The organism is Streptomyces griseus subsp. griseus (assembly GCF_000720255.1).
Lineage (GTDB): Bacteria > Actinomycetota > Actinomycetes > Streptomycetales > Streptomycetaceae > Streptomyces > Streptomyces griseus_I.
Genome location: NZ_JOJE01000003.1, coordinates 13,640 through 29,663 on the forward strand (window position 1 = coordinate 13,640; position 16,024 = coordinate 29,663).

At 71.7% G+C, this 16,024-nt stretch carries 11 protein-coding genes; 7 read left to right on the forward strand and 4 right to left on the reverse strand.

Features of this window, described 5'->3' with window-relative positions; translation table 11 throughout:
• Nucleotides 1-18 precede the first annotated feature (18 nt).
• A complete protein-coding gene (locus IG99_RS05085) occupies nucleotides 19-1,071 on the reverse strand; it encodes an aldo/keto reductase (RefSeq protein ID WP_037670291.1) in 1,053 nt (350 codons plus the stop codon).
• Between the two features lie 106 nt (nucleotides 1,072-1,177).
• On the opposite strand from IG99_RS05085, the gene IG99_RS05090 reads away from it, so the two are divergent.
• Together IG99_RS05090 and IG99_RS05095 are read left to right on the forward strand one after the other, a co-directional pair.
• Nucleotides 1,178-1,807, forward strand: a complete 630-nt coding sequence (locus tag IG99_RS05090) for a TetR/AcrR family transcriptional regulator (protein WP_037670292.1) — start codon at nucleotides 1,178-1,180, stop codon at nucleotides 1,805-1,807.
• 142 nt (nucleotides 1,808-1,949) lie between these two features.
• Nucleotides 1,950-3,179 carry a GNAT family N-acetyltransferase gene (locus IG99_RS05095; protein WP_037670293.1) on the forward strand — a complete coding sequence of 410 codons (1,230 nt, stop codon included), beginning with the start codon at nucleotides 1,950-1,952 and terminating at the stop codon, nucleotides 3,177-3,179.
• A gap of 87 nt (nucleotides 3,180-3,266) precedes the next feature.
• On the opposite strand, the gene IG99_RS05100 is transcribed toward IG99_RS05095, so the two are convergent.
• Nucleotides 3,267-4,910 (reverse strand): PucR family transcriptional regulator, encoded by a 1,644-nt coding sequence (locus tag IG99_RS05100; RefSeq protein ID WP_037670294.1) that lies wholly within the window; start codon nucleotides 4,908-4,910, stop codon nucleotides 3,267-3,269.
• Between the two features lie 301 nt (nucleotides 4,911-5,211).
• Here IG99_RS05100 and IG99_RS05105 point away from each other — a divergent pair, with 301 nt between their 5' ends.
• Nucleotides 5,212-6,168 carry an LLM class F420-dependent oxidoreductase gene (locus IG99_RS05105; RefSeq protein ID WP_037670295.1) on the forward strand — a complete coding sequence of 319 codons (957 nt, stop codon included), beginning with the start codon at nucleotides 5,212-5,214 and terminating at the stop codon, nucleotides 6,166-6,168.
• On the opposite strand, the gene IG99_RS05110 is transcribed toward IG99_RS05105, so the two are convergent.
• Both IG99_RS05110 and IG99_RS05115 read right to left on the reverse strand, forming a co-directional pair.
• On the reverse strand, nucleotides 6,155-7,537 hold the full coding sequence (locus IG99_RS05110; RefSeq protein ID WP_037670296.1) for an FAD-binding oxidoreductase: 1,383 nt from the start codon (nucleotides 7,535-7,537) through the stop codon (nucleotides 6,155-6,157). The two genes, IG99_RS05105 and IG99_RS05110, sit on opposite strands and share 14 nt — an antisense overlap.
• Nucleotides 7,538-7,607: 70 nt before the next feature.
• Nucleotides 7,608-9,434 carry a glycoside hydrolase family 15 protein gene (locus IG99_RS05115; protein ID WP_234311757.1) on the reverse strand — a complete coding sequence of 609 codons (1,827 nt, stop codon included), beginning with the start codon at nucleotides 9,432-9,434 and terminating at the stop codon, nucleotides 7,608-7,610.
• A 492-nt stretch (nucleotides 9,435-9,926) separates the two neighbouring features.
• Here IG99_RS05115 and IG99_RS05120 point away from each other — a divergent pair, with 492 nt between their 5' ends.
• The 4 genes from IG99_RS05120 to ald all read left to right on the forward strand — a co-directional run bounded on the left by IG99_RS05120 (nucleotide 9,927) and on the right by ald (nucleotide 15,819).
• Nucleotides 9,927-11,594 (forward strand): CTP synthase, encoded by a 1,668-nt coding sequence (locus tag IG99_RS05120; RefSeq protein WP_037670299.1) that lies wholly within the window; start codon nucleotides 9,927-9,929, stop codon nucleotides 11,592-11,594.
• Between the two features lie 83 nt (nucleotides 11,595-11,677).
• A complete protein-coding gene (locus IG99_RS05125) occupies nucleotides 11,678-12,304 on the forward strand; it encodes an NUDIX domain-containing protein (RefSeq protein WP_037670301.1) in 627 nt (208 codons plus the stop codon).
• A gap of 197 nt (nucleotides 12,305-12,501) precedes the next feature.
• The gene (locus IG99_RS05130; protein WP_037670302.1) at nucleotides 12,502-14,559 is read left to right on the forward strand and encodes a tetratricopeptide repeat protein; all 2,058 of its coding nucleotides are present in this window, start codon (nucleotides 12,502-12,504) and stop codon (nucleotides 14,557-14,559) included.
• A 135-nt stretch (nucleotides 14,560-14,694) separates the two neighbouring features.
• Complete coding sequence (gene ald, locus IG99_RS05135) at nucleotides 14,695-15,819, forward strand: alanine dehydrogenase (RefSeq protein WP_037670304.1); 1,125 nt, start codon at nucleotides 14,695-14,697, stop codon at nucleotides 15,817-15,819.
• The last annotated feature ends 205 nt before the right edge of the window (nucleotides 15,820-16,024 follow it).

Here is a 16,024-nt window from a genome sequence, read left to right on the forward strand (position 1 = left end):
AGGCCTGTGATGCCGATGTCACGCAGCGGGCGGAGGCGCGACAACCGGCGGGTTGAGGCGGGCGAAGCCTTCCTGGCGCTGATAAGGGAAGTACGGGTAGGGCACTGTCCTGCCGCTGGCCGCATCGAGTCTCGCCATCTGGTCGGGTGTGAGCGTCCAGCCGACGGCACCGAGGTTCTGGCGAAGCTGCTCCTCGGTGCGGGCACCGATGATGACGGACGAGACGGTCGGTCGCTGCAGCAGCCAGTTGATGGCGATCTGCGGAATGCTCTTGCCCGTCTCCTGCGCGATCTCGTCGAGGGCGTCCACCACGCGGTAGAGGTGTTCGTCCTCGACCGGCGGGCCGTAGTCCGCGGTGTGGTGCAGTCGGCTGTTGGCCGGCAGCGGCCGGCCGCGGCGGACTTTGCCGGTGAGCCGCCCCCAGCCGAGCGGGCTCCACACGAGGGCTCCGAGGCCCTGATCGAGCCCGAGGGGCATCAGCTCCCATTCGTAGTCGCGGCCGATGAGGGAGTAGTAGACCTGATGTGCGACATAGCGCGGGTGGCCGTACTTCTCCGCGATCGCGAGGGACTTCATCCCCTGCCAGCCGGAGAAGTTCGAGATGCCGAGGTAGCGGACCTTGCCTGCTCGTACGAGATCATCCAGTGCGCACAGAACTTCCTCGATCGGCGTGCCGGCGTCGAAGGCGTGCAGCTGGAACAGGTCGATGTAGTCGGTGCCGAGCCGGCGCAGGGCCTCCTCGCATGCGGTGATCAGGCGGGAACGAGAAGAGCCTGCATCGCCTGGGCCGTCGCCCATCGGCAGGCTGGTCTTGGTGGACACGAGCACCTGGTCCCTGCGGCCTCTGATCGCTTCGCCCAGCACCTCCTCGGAGGCGCCGCCGGAATAGACGTCGGCGGTGTCGAACATCGTGATCCCGGCGTCGAGGCAGATGTCCACGAGACGGCGTGCTCCTCGCGCATCGGTGTTGCCCCAGGCACCGAACAGCGGCCCGCGGCCGCCGAAGGTGCCGGCGCCGAAGCTCAGGGCGGGGACCTTGAGGCCGGATGCACCCAGCCGCCTGTATTCCATGGCTGTTCCTCTCTCGCTGCTCTATCTGGCTAATGGTTCTCGAGTTCCGTTAGTGTGGGTCTCAACGTAGCGGGCGTAGCACGATTAACGAAACTGGAGTCCCGTTATGGGGTTTGAGGGTGCGGATCCGGGGACCGTCCGTCCCGGAGGGCGTACGGCACGGGTGCGGGCGGCGGTCCTGCGGGCGGCCGGGGACGCCTTGGCGGAGGGTGGCTTTGCCCACCTGGACCTCGCCGACATCGCGCGCCGTGCCGAGGTGGGCAAGACCACCGTCTACCGCCGCTGGGGAACGGTGACCATCTTGATGGCCGACCTGCTGATGGACATGGCCGAGCAGTCACTGCCACGTACAGAGACCGGCTCGCTGCTCGGGGACCTCAAAGCCAATGCCCGGCTCGTCCAGCGCACCTTGGCCGACCCACGGCAGGGGGCGCTGTTCAAGGCGATGATCGCGGCCGCCACCTGTGAGGCGAAGACGGCCGAGGCCCTGCGCCGCTTCTACGACATCCGCGTCAAGGAATGGGCACCCTGCGTCCAGCAGGCCATCGACCGGGGCGAGGTGCCTGAGGGCACCGATGTCCACGAGGTGATCCGAGCCGTCTCCGCCCCCCTCTACTACCGCCTGCTGACCAGCGGCGACCGCCTGGACGAAGCGGCCGCGGACCGGGCCGCCGAGGCGGCCGCGGCCGCGGCGCGTGCGGGAGCGTACCTGCGGGGCCAGGAAGGGCGTGTGTGACCGGCTTCCCCGCATCGCTCGCTGAGCGCGGGGCACCGCGTCCCGACCGTAATTCGCTTGCCCTGGCCAAGGGTTCAACGCTGCACTGTGGCCGGACACCACGCATTCGTGGTGCCGGTATCCCGAGGAGGCCGCAGTTCCCATGGAGATCCGTCCCACGACCGACGAGGATTTCGACGTCTTCGTCGACACACTCCATGCCGCGTTCGGGCTCTTCCCGGATACCCCGGTCGAGGGCGGCGGGCTCTGGTGGTCGGCGCTCGAAAAGGACCGCTGCATACTCGCTGTCACGGCGGGCGGCCGGCCCGTCGGCACCGCCGCCACGCACTCCTTCGAGCTCACCCTGCCCGGCGAGATGCTCGTCCCGGCCCCCGGGGTGACCGCAGTCGGCGTCCTGCCCTCGCACCGGCGCCAGGGCGTGCTCACAGCGATGATGCGGCATCAGCTCGCCGAGCTGCGGGCCCGCGGGGAGTTCCTTTCCGTGCTGCTCGCGTCCGAGGCCTCGATCTACGGCAGGTTCGGCTACGGACCGGCGACCTACACGGCGCGGCTGACGGTGCCGCGCCACAAGGCCGCCCTCGCCGTTCCCCGGGCGCGCGGAGCGGCCCAGCCGCCGGCGACCGGCTCGGACAACGGTTCGGTCGAGGTGCTGCGTCGGGCCGACTGCGGCGAGATCCTGGAAGAGGTCTACGACCGGTATCGCCGCGCCCAGCCCGGCGCGCTCTCCAGGCCGCACCGCTGGTGGGCCTTGCGCGCAGGGCAGCCCCCGATCTCGCCGGCGCCGCGCTACGTCGCCGTCCACCGGGACGCCGACGGTGTCCCGGACGGGTACGCCAGCTACTCGATCGAGTCCGGCACCCTGACGGTCGACGAGACCATCGCCGGCGACGACGCCGTCTTCACGGCCCTGGCCCGGTTCGTACTCGGGCACGACCTGGTCTCTCAGGTCGTGTTCAAGCACGTCCCGCCCGGTCACCCGCTGCGCTGGCAGCTCGCGGACTTCCGCGCGGGCGAGGTGAGCGGCGACATGGACTGGCTCTGGGTGCGGCTGCTGGACGTCCCGCGTGCTCTGACCGCGCGCGGCTGGTTCACGGACGGCGAGCTCGTCCTCGACGTCGAGGACCCGTGCTTCGGCGAGCACGGCCGCTACCTGCTGACCGTCCGGGACAGCAAGGCCGACTGCGTTCCGACGGACCGGGAGCCCGACCTGTCCCTGGACGTGCGCGACCTGGGCTCCATCTACCTCGGCGGCACCGCCCCGAGCACGCTCGTGCGCGCCGGACACATCCGGGCCCACCGCCCGGACGCAGTCACCCTCGCTGACGCACTCTTCCGCGCCGAACGCTCCCCGCACTGCCTGCACTGGTTCTGACCGCGCTCGCAGACCGTGCACAAGTCCCGCGAGCACGGGGGCGGCGAGGAGCACGACGGCCGGACGGGGTCGGGGCCGGCCCCGCTCTCACTGCACGTGTCGTCGCGCCCGCAGGGCCAGGCTGAGGGCCAGCACCGTCTGGGCGTCGTCGAGGTCGGTGCCCAGCAGCTCCCCGATGCGGGCGAGGCGGTTGTAGAGGGTCTGGCGGTTGAGGTGGAGCTCACGGGCCGTCTCCGCCTTGCGGCCCGCGTGCGCCAGGTAGGTCTCCAGGGTGGGCAGCAGCGGCGGCTTGGAGCGGTGGTCGTGGTCCTGGACCGGGCCGATGGCACGGTCCACGAACGCCGCCAGGTCGGGGTGGTCGCGCAGCCGCCACAGCAGCAGGTCGATGTCGAGGCGGCGGGCGTCGTACCAGGGGCGGTCCGACAGGCCCTGGGCCGCCGTCGCCGTCTCGGCCGCGTGGCGCAGGCCCGCCGACGCCGCCGCCCAGCCACCGGCGACCCCGACGACCACGACCGGCGGCTGCGCTCCGGGCCGCTGTATCCCGGCCCGCTCCACCCCGGCCCGCAGCGCCACCGCGACCCGGTCCGCGACCGCCGAGCGCTCCGACTCCGAGCGCAGGCCCAGGAGGAGTGGCACCCGGCCCTCGACCGGCCGCACGCCGAGGAGGACCGGGACGCCCACCGACGCCAGCTCCTCCGCCACCGCCCGCGCCAGCACCGCCCAGCCGCCGCCGGGGGAGAGCGCGTCACCCAGCCGCATGACCACCGGCAGCAACGGGCTGCTGCCCGGCTTGAAGCCCAGCACCCGCGCCTGGGCCGGCGCGTCCTCCGCCGAGACACGGCCCTCGGCTAGGTCGGTGAGGAAGTCGCCGCGCCCCCGAGCCGCCAACTCCTCCTCCTGCCGGGCCTGCATCAGCACCACGGCCAGGATGCCCGCGGCCCGCTCGGCGGCCATCCGGTGCACCGGAGCGAGTGGGGAGCGCACGGGCAGCAGCGCGAGCCGGGCACGTACGGAACCGGCCCCCGGGCCACCGCCGGGCACGTCCACGAGCACCGAACCGGCCGGTGGCGGCGCGTCCTTGTGCGGGCCACGCAGCCCCTCCCACACCTGGAGCGGATCCGCGCCCTCGGGACCCGACCCGGCGGCGTACAGGAGCTGACCGTCCGTCGTCTCCAGGAACACCGGATTGCCGCTGAAGTCCGCCAGGATGCCCAGCACCTGAGGGATCCCGCCGCCGCCCAGCAGCGCCTCCGTGCAGCGGCGGTGCACCTCCTCCGCCCGCTGGAGCAGCGCGTAGTGGCCGTTGACGATCTCGGTGTGGATCTCCTCCGTGACCGTCACGAAGGGCACCTCGCGGTGCAGTTGGACCAGAGGCAGCCCGGCCGAGCGGGCCGTCTCGACGAGGGCGGCGGGCAGCCGGCTGAAACGCGGCCCCAACTCGATCACCAGGGCGGCGATCCCGCGCTCTGCCAGGGTGCGCACGAACGCCCGCTGCTCGGCCGGTCGGGTGCCGAGGCCGTAGCCGGTGCTCAGCAGCAGCTCGCCGCCCTTGAGCAGCGAGGCGATGTTCGGCACCTCGCCCGCGTGCACCCAACGCACGGTGCGCCCCAGCCGGTCGGCGCCCGCCAGGACCTCGGGCAGCCCGCTGCGCAGGCCGGGCAGCTCCAGCGCCCGCCGGACGGTGATGCCGGCGCCCTGGCTGTCGACTCGGTGGTCCGTACGGCTGTCCATGCAGCGGACGCTACCTGCGCGGATGCGTCGGCGACAGCACGGCGGGGCAGCGGAGCCACCCGCGCGCAGGCCCCGGCGACGGCGCGGTGGGGCAGCGGAGCCACCCGCGCGCAGGCCCCGGCGACGGCGCGGTGGGGCAGCGGAGCCACCCGCGCAGGCCCCGGCGACAGTAGGGCGGGGCAGCGGAGCCACCCGCGCGCAGGCCCCGGCGACAGCACGGCGGGGCAGCGGAGCCACCCGCGCAGGCCCCGGCGACGGCACGGGCGGCATAGGGCACCCGGGGGCGGGTAGCGGCGTCCTCATGGACATCAGTGTGGTCGCTGCGGCACGAGAGGACGACAGCCCGGTCGAGGAACCCCTGCGCGTCGCGCAACTCGCCGACCGGCTCGGATACCGCGAGATCTGGGCGGGAGAGGGGGCGACATGGGACTCGTTCGTCCTGGCGACGGCCATCGGACTGGCCACCGGGCAGGCCGAACTGACGGCCGGACCGGTACCGGTCAACGTACGGGACCCGCTCACGATCGCGCGCGGCGCCGCCTCGACCGCCACCCTCACCGGACGGCCCGTCGGTGTCGCGCTCGGCACGTCCAGCAGGCGGGTCGTCGAGGGCGTGCACGGCAGGACCCGGACGCGCCCCGCGGCCACCATGGAGGAGACCGCGGCGGCCCTGCGCTGTCTGCTGCACGGTGAGCCGGGTGAGCCGATCGTGCCCGGGAGCGCCTTCCTGCGCCGGCTGGCGCCGCCCGGTGGCCGGCTCACCGTGGCCGCGTTCGGGGACCGCGCCATCACCACGGCCGCCGCGCACGCGGACCGCATGCTGTTGGACATCGTCTCCCCGGAGCAGGTGCGTCTCCTGCGGGCCAAGCTGCTCGACGCGGCCCGGCGCGAGGGCCGTACCCCGCCCACGCTGGCCTCCTGGCTGCCCGCCGCCGTCGACCCCGACCCGGCCTCGCTCCGGCAGGTCCTGGGCAGCATCGCCGGCTACCTGACCGTGCCGGGCTACAGCGACATGTTCACCGCGGCCGGCTTCGGCGAGGCCGTGGAGCTGGCCGCCAAGGGCGCCGACCGCGAGACCCTGGTCCAGGCCCTGCCCGCCGAGGCGGCCACCGCGGTCGGCCTGGTCGGCGACCTGGACACCGTGCGCGCCCGCATCGACGCCTACGCCGAGGCGGGCCTGGACGAGATCGCCCTGGTCCCGGCGACGGCGGGTGACCCGGCGGGGGAGCGTACGCTCACGGCACTCAGGCCGGCCTGATGTTGTGGTTGGAGCGGAACACGTTGTCGGGGTCGTGGCGCCGCTTCAGCTCGGCCAGCCGCCGGGCGTTCTCCGCGCCCACGCCCGCGATCACCCGCTCCGGGCCCTCGTCACCGATGAAGTTGAGGTAGACGTCACCGGTGCTCCACGGCCGCACGTCCTCCCGGACGTCCCGCACCCAGCGGATGCCCCGCTCGTCGTCCGCCGGGTCCTCCCAGATCCCGAAGGGGTGCACGGCCCACGGCGCGTCCCGGTAGGGCACGGGGTAGTCGCCCGGTCCTTCGGCGATCGCGCCGCCCTGCGGGAACAGCACGTGCTGGGTCCCGGTCGGCACCGGCATCGAGTCGGCGCGGGCACAGTAGACGTCCACGAAGGCGTCGGGCGCGTCCCTGAGGTACTCCGCCGACCAGTAGTTCCGCAGCCCCGGAGGGTCGTCGATCATGCACTGCACGTCGGCGTACGGCATCGTCCCGACGACCTCCGCCTCGTGCGGCAGCGCCAGCAGCGGCTCGGCGAGTTTGCGCAGGTCCTCCTCGCCGCCGACGTACGTCAGCAGGACACCGCACATCAGCGAGCCGACCAGGTGCGGCGGTACGAACTCCTCGGGCGGGGCGGTGAGATAGATGACGGCGCCGCCCGCCTCGTTCGGGGCGACCTTGATCAGGTCGCGGTAGGTGCGCACGGCCTCGCGGCCGTGTTCGGGGAGGAACAGCAGCAGCGCGATCGAGAACTCCGGCATCTCGTGCAGCTTCAGGGTGAGCGCGGTGGCGACGCCGAAGTTGCCGCCGCCGCCGTGCAGGGCCCAGAACAGGTCCGGGTTCTCGTCGGCGCTGGCATGGGTCCGGGAACCGTCGGCGGTGACCAGCTCCACGCCGAGCAGATTGTCGACGGCGAGCCCGCACCAGCGGTCCAGCCAGCCCGTGCCGCCGCCCAGGACGAAGCCGCCCACGCCGGTGGTGGAGGCCCGGCCGCCGGTCGTGGCGAGACCGTAGGGCTGGGTCGCCCGGTCCAGATGGCTCATCGTGGCCCCGCCACCGACCCGTACCGCCTCGGCGGCGGGGTGGACGGTCACCTCGTGCATCCGGCGCAGGTCGATCACCAGGCCGCCGTCGTTGAGCGCCATGCCCGCCACGCTGTGGCCGCCGCCGCGCACCGCCACCTTCAGGTCCAGGTCCCGGGCGAAACGCACCGACCGGACGACATCGCTTTCGTCCGCACACTGCGCGATCACCGCCGGGCGGCGGTCGATCATCGCGTTGAACACCGCCCGGGCGTCGTCGTACCCCGGGTCCTCCGGGGCGAACACGTCGCCGGTCAGATCCTCGCGCAGCGCGTTCAGAGCCGCGCCGGCCTTCGAGAGGGGAGCCATGGCCGCCCCCTTCCGACATCAGGGGCTGGGTCTGCTTCCAGGCTAGGCGGGCGCGGGCCGGCGTTCCTGTTCAGCCGCCGTAGGCGCCGGACGCGGTCAGGCGCAGCGCGGTGTCGATCAGTGGGACGTGGCTGAAGGCCTGCGGGAAGTTGCCGACCTGGCGCTTGAGATGCGGGTCCCACTCCTCGGCCAGCAGACCGAGGTCGTTGCGCAGCGCCAGCAGCTTCTCGAACAGCTTGCGGGCCTCGTCGACGCGGCCGATCATCGCGAGGTCGTCCGCCATCCAGAACGAGCAGGCGAGGAACGCGCCCTCGTCGCCGGGGAGGCCGTCGACGCCCTCGTTGTCGCCCGAAGTCGGGTAGCGCAGGATGAAGCCGTCCGGGGTGGACAGCTCGCGCTGGATCGCCTCGATGGTGCCGATGACGCGCTTGTCGTCCGGCGGCAGGAAGCCCATCTGCGGGATGAGCAGCAAGGACGCGTCCAGCTCCTTCGAGCCGTAGGACTGCGTGAAGGTGTTGCGCTCCTTGTCGTAGCCCTTCTCGCAGACGTCCCGGTGGATGTCGTCGCGCAGCTCGCGCCACTTCTCCAGCGGGCCGTCGGCGTCGCCGGACTCGATCAGCTTGATCGTGCGGTCCACCGCGACCCAGGCCATGACCTTGGAGTGCACGAAGTGGCGGCGCGGGCCGCGCACCTCCCAGATGCCTTCGTCCGGCTCGTCCCAGTGGTCCTCGAGGTAGCGGATCAGCTTCAGCTGGAGCAGCGAGGCGTAGTCGTTGCGGGCCAGGCCCGTCATGTGGCCCAGGTGCAGTGCCTCGGTGACCTCGCCGTAGACGTCCAGCTGGAGCTGGTGGGCGGCGCCGTTGCCGACGCGGACCGGCGCGGAGTTCTCGTAGCCGGGCAGCCAGTCCAGCTCCGCCTCGCCGAGCTCGCGCTCGCCGGCGATGCCGTACATGATCTGCAGGTTCTCCGGGTCGCCGGCGACGGCGCGCAGCAGCCACTCGCGCCAGGCGCGCGCTTCCTCGCGGTAGCCGGTGCGCAGCAGCGACGACAGGGTGATCGCCGCGTCGCGCAGCCAGGTGTAGCGGTAGTCCCAGTTGCGGACACCGCCGATGTCCTCGGGCAGCGAGGTGGTGGGCGCGGCGACGATGCCGCCGGTCGGGGCGTAGGTCAGGGCCTTCAGCGTGATCAGGGAGCGGATCACGGCCTCGCGGTAGGGGCCGTGGTAGGTGCACTGCTCGACCCACTCGCGCCAGAAGTCCTCCGTGGCCTGCAGCGACTGCTCGGGCTCCGGCAGCGCGGGCGGCTGCTTGTGCGAGGGTTCCCAGGAAATCGTGAAGGCGATCCGGTCGCCCGGGGCGACCGTGAAGTCCGCGTAGGTGGTCAGCGACTTGCCGTAGGTCTCGGCCGTGGTGTCGAACCACACCGAGTCCGGGCCCGCGACGGCGACCGTGCGGCCCTCGTGCTTGTGCACCCACGGCACCACACGGCCGTACGAGAAACGCATCCTCAGGGCGGAGCGCATGGGCACGCGGCCCGAGACGCCCTCGACGATCCGGATCAGCTGCGGGGCGCCGTCACGCGGGGGCATGAAGTCCGTCACACGAACGGTGCCGCGTGGCGTGTCCCACTCGGATTCCAGGATCAGCGAGTCGCCGCGGTAGCTGCGCCGGGCGGCGGTCGGCGGCTCCGCGTCGGAGGCGTGCGCGGGGCCCAGCCGCCAGAAGCCGTGCTCCTCGGTGCCCAGCAGACCGGCGAAGATGGCATGCGAGTCGAAGCGGGGCAGGCAGAGCCAGTCCACCGTGCCGTCACGGCAGACCAGCGCCGCTGTCTGCATGTCTCCGATGAGTGCGTAGTCTTCGATGCGCCCGGCCACGTGCAACTCCAGTCGAACGGCCACGTCGCCCCCACAAGAACAAGAACAGGGGCATTCGCTAGTGCGGTCAAGGGGTCTTGGGTATGCGTCGTTGAGCGGTGAAGCAAAGCAGTCGCCGCCGCCGTGTGGCAAAACGACAATTACTGCTCAACGAACTGACGAGCTCTCGTTGTTCCGGTGACTACGGGCGGGGGTGGTGCCGTGTTACCCGGCCGGGCTCGGCAGCGAGTGTCCGAGCAGGATACGACGCACGTAGATGATCCGCGTGCTGCTCCGGGCAACGCGGATGGGCCGATCGGGTGAGCGACGGGTGAGAAACCCGTGCTCGGCGCGTGTCCGTGTCGGCTTGTGAGCGGAGCGTGGCCGGAAGCCGTTCCCCGCGGTCGCTGATACCCTGGTAGCCCGTGGACCGGTGGGCTCGAAACCCCCGAACCGCAGCGACGGCGACCCCGGAGAACTCCGGCCGGCAGCCGTACCGCACCCCCAGACCGCGACCACGGGAGCCCCCTCTTGGCCATGCCGCCCGCTGCTTTTCGAAACAGCAAAGCCACGACGACCAAGCACATCTTCGTCACCGGGGGTGTCGCCTCCTCTCTCGGCAAGGGTCTCACCGCCTCCAGCCTCGGCATGCTGCTCAAGGCCCGTGGGCTGCGTGTCGTGATGCAGAAGCTCGACCCCTACCTGAACGTCGACCCCGGGACGATGAACCCGTTCCAGCACGGTGAGGTCTTCGTCACCAACGACGGAGCCGAGACCGACCTGGACATCGGGCACTACGAGCGCTTCCTCGACCGCGATCTCGACGGCTCCGCCAACGTCACCACCGGCCAGGTCTACAACACGGTGATCGCCAAGGAGCGGCGCGGCGAGTACCTGGGTGACACCGTGCAGGTCATCCCGCACATCACCAACGAGATCAAGCACCGCATCCGCCGTATGGCCACCGACGAGGTGGACGTGGTCATCACGGAGGTCGGCGGCACCGTCGGTGACATCGAGTCGCTGCCGTTCCTGGAGACGGTCCGGCAGGTGCGGCACGAGGTCGGCCGGGACAACGTCTTCGTCGTTCACATCTCTCTCCTGCCCTACATCGGTCCCTCGGGCGAGCTGAAGACCAAGCCCACCCAGCACTCGGTCGCGGCCCTGCGCAACATCGGTATCCAGCCGGACGCGATCGTCCTGCGCTGCGACCGTGAGGTCCCCACCGCGATCAAGCGCAAGATCTCCCTGATGTGCGACGTCGACGAGGCCGCCGTCGTGGCGTGCCCGGACGCACGGTCCATCTACGACATTCCGAAGACCGTGCACGGCGAGGGCCTGGACGCGTATGTCGTACGGAAGCTGGACCTGCCCTTCCGCGACGTGGACTGGACGACCTGGGACGACCTGCTCGACCGCGTCCACAACCCCGACCACGAGATCACCCTCGCCCTGGTCGGCAAGTACATCGACCTGCCCGACGCCTACCTCTCGGTCACCGAGGCGCTGCGCGCCGGCGGCTTCGCCAACCGGGCCCGCGTGAAGATCAAGTGGGTCACCTCCGACGACTGCAAGACCCCGGCCGGCGCCGCGGAGCAGCTCGCCGACGTCGACGGCATCTGCATCCCGGGCGGCTTCGGCGACCGCGGTGTGCTCGGCAAGGTCGGCGCCATCCGCTACGCCCGCGAGAACAGGATTCCGCTGCTCGGCCTCTGCCTCGGCCTGCAGTGCATCGTGATCGAGGCGGCCCGCAGCCTCGCCGACATCGGCGACGCCAACTCCACCGAGTTCGACCCGGCCACCGCCCACCCGGTCATCTCCACCATGGCCGAGCAGCTCGACATCGTCGCGGGCGACGGCGACATGGGCGGAACGATGCGCCTGGGCATGTACCCGGCCAAGCTGGCCGAGGGTTCGATCGTCCGTGAGGTCTACGACGGCAAGGAGTACGTCGAGGAGCGCCACCGGCACCGCTACGAGGTGAACAACGCCTACCGCGCGGAGCTGGAGAAGAAGGCCGGCATCCTCTTCTCGGGCACCTCGCCGGACGGCAAGCTCGTCGAGTACGTCGAGTACCCGCGCGAGATCCACCCCTACTTGGTCGCCACGCAGGCGCACCCCGAGCTGCGCTCGCGTCCGACGCGGCCGCACCCGCTGTTCGCCGGTCTGGTGAAGGCCTCGGTCGAGCGGAAGAATTCCAAGTAACACGACCGGTTGTACGGTGGCCGGGGTGCATACCTTCAACGGTGGGCACCCCGGTTTTGTTTTGGCTCGTGGGAGGACGTGGCATGACGATCAAGGACACCCCCGAGGAGTGGGGGATCCGGGCGACGGAGACCCCCTTCGTGGGCGGAAAGACCTCCGTCCGCACCGACGAGGTGGTCATGCCCGGTGGGGAGTCGGCCCACCGCGACTACCAGGTCCACCCGGGCTCCGTGGCCGTCCTCGCCCTCGACGAGGAGGGCCGTGTCCTGCTCATCAAGCAGTACCGGCACCCGGTGCGGCACAAGCTGTGGGAGATTCCAGCCGGCCTGCTCGACGTGCCGGGCGAGAACCCGCTGCACGCCGCCCAGCGGGAGCTGTACGAGGAGGCGCACGTCAAGGCCGAGGACTGGCGGGTCCTGACCGATGTGTACACGAGCCCCGGCGGCAGCGACGAGGCCGTGCGGGTCTTCCTCGCCCGGGGGCTGTCCGAGGCCGACGGCCAGCGCTTCGCCAGCGAGGACGAGGAGGCCGACATGGAGCACGCGCGGGTGCCCGTCGAGGACCTCGTGCGGGGCGTGCTCGCGGGCGAGCTGCACAACACCTGCCTCGTCGTGGGCGTCCTCTCGCTGGTCGCCGCGCAGAACGGCGACGGCCTGGAGGCGCTGCGCCCGGCGGAGGCGCCGTGGCCGGCGCGGCCCTTCGAGGCCTGACCGGGGGACGGGACACCGCTCTCCACTGCCGGTGTGACGATCGCCTGATCCGATCGGGGGACCTGCCCGCCGCGCTCCTCACGGAACGTCGCAGAGCGTGAACTAGGCTCGACACGAGAGTGAGCCGAAGAGCGGCGGAACGGCCCGGACCGGAGTCCCGGCGGGCTTGCGCGTGCGGTGGGACGGGAGCGTGGCCCGTGATGGATCAGGCGGTCGACACGGACGGAGTGCAGCTGTCGGGACACGCGGACCCGGACCCCCTTTTCCTGGGCCGCACACGGGAGTTGAAGGAACTCCGCGCCGACATCGAGCGCGCGGGACTGGACACCCTGTCCGGAAAGAAACCCCCACGCGCGCGCGTGCTCCTCATCGCGGGCCGCCCCGGTTCCGGCCGCACGGCCCTGGCCGAGGAACTCGTACGACAGGTCGCCGACCGCTATCCGGACGGGGTGCTGCGCGCCCGGCTGAGCGACCCCGACGGCACGCCCGTGCCGGTCGAACGGGCCGCCCGCGAGCTGCTGACCGCCCTGGAGCTGCCGACGCCGGCAGGTGCCGCCGAGGACGACCTCACGGCGGCCCTGCGCGACGCCCTCGCCGGCCGGCGCACGCTGCTCCTGCTCGACGACGCGGCCGACGCCGAACAGGTCGACGCCTTGCTGCCGGACGCCCCGGAATGCCTGGTCGTCGCCGTCTCCGAAGGCCCCCTGACCGGGATCTCCGACGTCCGCCCGTGCACCCTGGGCGGGCTGGACACCAAGTCGGCCATCGAGTTGCTGACCCGCTACACCGGCTCGGTGCGCATCACCGTCGACCCCAGGGCCGCCGAGGGCCTCGTCGAGCAGTGCCAGGCCCAGCCCGCCGCCCTCACGCTGGCCGGCGGCTGGCTCGCCGCCCGCCCCATGGCCGCCGTGTCCGACCTCGCCAAGCAACTGCGTTCCGACGGCAACGAGGGCACGCCCCTCAGCCGTGTCTTCCGGCTCACCCACGCGCTGCTGCCCGTCCCGGCCGCCCGGATACTGCGCCTGCTCGCCCTCGCCCCGGCCGGTCTGGTCGACCCGCACACCGCCTCCGCGCTCGCCGGATCCTCGGTCGGCAGCGCCCGCACCACCCTCGACGACCTCGTCGCCCTGGGCCTGCTGCGGTCCGTCGACTCGCCGCTGCCGCAGTACGAGGTCCCCGGCTGCCTGTATCCGCTGCTCAAGACCCTCGCCGACACCCAGGAGCGCCCCGCGGAGCTCCAGTTGGCCCGGGCCCGCATGCTGGAGCGGACGGTACGGCTGCTGCAGTCCTGCCGGGCGATCACCGAGACCGACGACTCCGAGGCGCGCGAGAAGCTGCAGGAGATGCCGCGCGCCGTGCGCTTCCCCACCCCCCGGGCGGCCGCCGAGTGGCTCCGGATCCGCAGACCCGCCCTGCTCGCCGCGGCCCGCGTCGCGGTCGCCGACGGAGAGGTCGACACCCTCGCCCGCCGCCTGCTGTCGCAGCTGGTCAGGGCGATGGTCGCGCACTTCGGCACCCAGGCGGCCGCGCCCGACCTCTACGACGTCCACGGACTCGTCCTCGACGTGGCCGAGCGCCGGGGCCTGCACCGTGAGCGGGCCGCCGCCCTGCTGAACCTCGCCGACCTCGACGCGCGCACCGGCCGTACGGCGGACGCGCTGGCCCGCTATCGGGCCGCGCTGGACGCCGGACGCGAGGCGAACGACCCCTACGCGACCGGGCGCGCGATGGAATCCGTAGGGGGCGCGCACCTGGAGCTCGGGGACTACGACCGGGCCGCCGACTGGTTCGGCCGCGCCCTCGCCCAGCGGCTGGCCCGCGACGAGCGCGAGGACGCCGCCCGGCTGTACGGCCGGATCGCCGCCGCCCACACCTACGCGGCCCGCTACGGCGAGGCACAGCGGGCCTGGCGGGCAGCTCTGGCGGGTTACCGCAGGGCCGGTGATGTGGCGGCCCACGCACGGGCGTTGAGTGAGCTGGCGCGGGTCCAGGAGTACGCGGGCCGGCCCGAGGAGTCGCTGCGCACCTGCCAGGAGGCCGTGGAGTGGGCGCGGCGCGCCGAGGACGTGCGTCTGCAGGCCGCGCTCCACCTGCGGATCGCCGACACCCTGGAGCACCTCGGCGACCCCACGGCGGCTCAGATGCACCGCGGCGCCGCCGAGCGGATGCTGGGGGAGGAGGGCCAGGAACGTGATCCGGACCCGGAAACCGGAGAAGACGCCTGCGAAATCCGCAGTGCACCCGTTGAAGATTGATGCAATGAAAGGCTAGACAGCGGGTACACCTTCATTAGACTGGCTCTGCCGCACGTTCTCCTGCGGTTCTCCCGGTGCGCCTGTGCATGCCCGGGTCTGTACTGCTATGCCCCCACACCCTCCGAGCCAAGGACCGTGATCGACGTGAAGGTCGGCATCCCCCGCGAGGTCAAGAACAACGAGTTCCGGGTGGCCATCACCCCCGCCGGTGTGCACGAGCTGGTGCGCCACGGACACCAGGTCGTCGTGGAGCGGGGCGCCGGTGTCGGCTCCTCCATCCCCGACGCCGAGTACGTCACCGCCGGTGCCGAGATCCTCGACACCGCGGACGAGGTGTGGGCCACGGCCGACCTGCTGCTGAAGGTCAAGGAGCCCATCGCCGAGGAGTACCACCGCCTCCGCAAGGACCAGACGCTCTTCACCTATCTGCACCTGGCCGCCTCCAAGGAGTGCACCGACGCGCTCGTCGAGTCCGGCACCACCGCGATCGCCTACGAGACCGTCGAGCTGCCCAGCCGCGCCCTCCCGCTGCTCGCCCCCATGTCCGAGGTCGCGGGCCGCCTCGCCCCGCAGGTCGGCGCCTATCACCTGATGCGCGCCAACGGCGGCCGCGGTGTGCTGCCCGGCGGCGTCCCCGGCGTGCTGGCCGGCCGGGCCGTCGTCATCGGCGGTGGCGTCTCCGGCTGGAACGCCGCGCAGATCGCCATCGGCATGGGCTTCCACGTCACCCTGCTCGACAAGGACATCAACAAGCTCAAGGAAGCCGACAAGGTCTTCGGTACGAAGATCCAGACGGTCGTCTCCAACGCCTTCGAGCTGGAGAAGGCGTGCCTGGAGGCCGACCTCGTCATCGGCGCCGTGCTCATCCCGGGCGCCAAGGCCCCGAAGCTGGTCACCAACGAGCTCGTGTCGCGCATGAAGCCGGGAAGTGTCCTTGTCGACATCGCGATCGACCAGGGCGGCTGCTTCGAGGACTCCCGCCCCACCACGCACGCCGAGCCGAGCTTCCGGGTCCACAACTCGGTCTTCTACTGCGTCGCCAACATGCCCGGCGCGGTCCCCAACACCTCCACCTACGCGCTCACCAACGCCACGCTGCCCTACATCGTCGAACTCGCCGACCACGGCTGGGTGGAGGCGCTGCGCCGCGACCCGGCGCTGGCCAAGGGCCTCAACGCGCACGACGGCAAGGTCGTTTACCGGGAGGTGGCGGAGGCGCACGGCCTGGAGCACGTGGAGCTGGCGTCCCTGCTCGGCTGAGTCGCCAAGTCACCTTTCGGCAAAAGGCGATACGTCAACAGAGGTCGTCAACGCCGCGCACCAGGCCGGACCTTGCCCGACAAGGTCCGGCCGGATGTGTGTATGGTCACTTTGCGACTCTCGGTCAACTCGCCTCGAACGTAACCCTTCGACCGATTCGCACACCGGCGAAACCTACCGTGCGACGGCCGTACGCCCTTGACAG